Annotated in this window: 2 protein-coding genes; both read left to right on the top strand. The window is 63.5% G+C overall.

The features are described 5' to 3' along the window. Positions 1 to 390 (top strand): response regulator transcription factor (locus AABA86_RS34070; RefSeq protein WP_338309858.1); only part of this gene is annotated, 390 nt, incomplete at its 5' end. A gap of 74 nt (positions 391 to 464) precedes the next feature. Continuing rightward, a partial coding sequence (locus AABA86_RS34065) for an alpha/beta hydrolase-fold protein (RefSeq protein ID WP_338309857.1) occupies positions 465 to 698 on the top strand: 234 nt, incomplete at its 3' end.

Below are 698 nucleotides of genomic sequence, written 5' to 3'. Positions count from 1 at the left end.
ATGTTCAGCATGAACGACGACCCGGCCTTTGCCGCGCGTGCGATCGAATGCGGCGCCAAGGGCTACGTGTCCAAGACCGGCGATCCTGATGACCTCGTCGAGGCGATTCGCGCCGTCGGCGGCGGCGGCACGTATTTGCCGAGCGCGATCGCGCGCAGCATCGCCTTTGCGGGGCCGACGCTGGCGCAAAGCCCGCTGTCCAAGCTGAACGCGCGCGAGATGGAGATTCTGCGGCTGCTCAGCGCCGGAAAGAGCCTGTCCGAGATCGCCTGGCTGGTGCAATCGTCCTACAAGACGGTCGCCAACACCTCGTCCATCATGCGCCAGAAGCTCGGCGTGAAGACCTCGGTCGAGCTGGTGCGGCTGGCGATCGACAGCGGTGTTGCCTGACGCGGGCAGCTGCCACAAATTCGGTCACACAAGCGTTGCAATATTGATGTGGTGAGATGCCACGGAGTGAAGGCATGACGATTCAGACTGTCTCGACCAACAAATCCTACGGCGGCGTGCAGGGCGTGTATCGCCATGCCAGCCAGGCGACCGGAACCGACATGGTGTTCTCGGTCTATGTTCCCCCGCATGCCGACGGCGCCAAGCTGCCCGTAGTCTGGTATCTGTCCGGGCTCACCTGCACCCATGCCAACGTCACCGAGAAGGGCGAATTCCGCAAGGCCTGCGCCGAGCTCGGCCTGATCTTC

It is taken from the genome of Bradyrhizobium sp. TM233 (assembly GCF_036247965.1).
In the GTDB taxonomy this organism is placed as follows: Bacteria; Pseudomonadota; Alphaproteobacteria; order Rhizobiales; family Xanthobacteraceae; genus Bradyrhizobium; species Bradyrhizobium ottawaense.
Note: the sequence above shows the minus strand (reverse complement) of the source record. Positions and strands in the feature narration are given on the sequence as shown.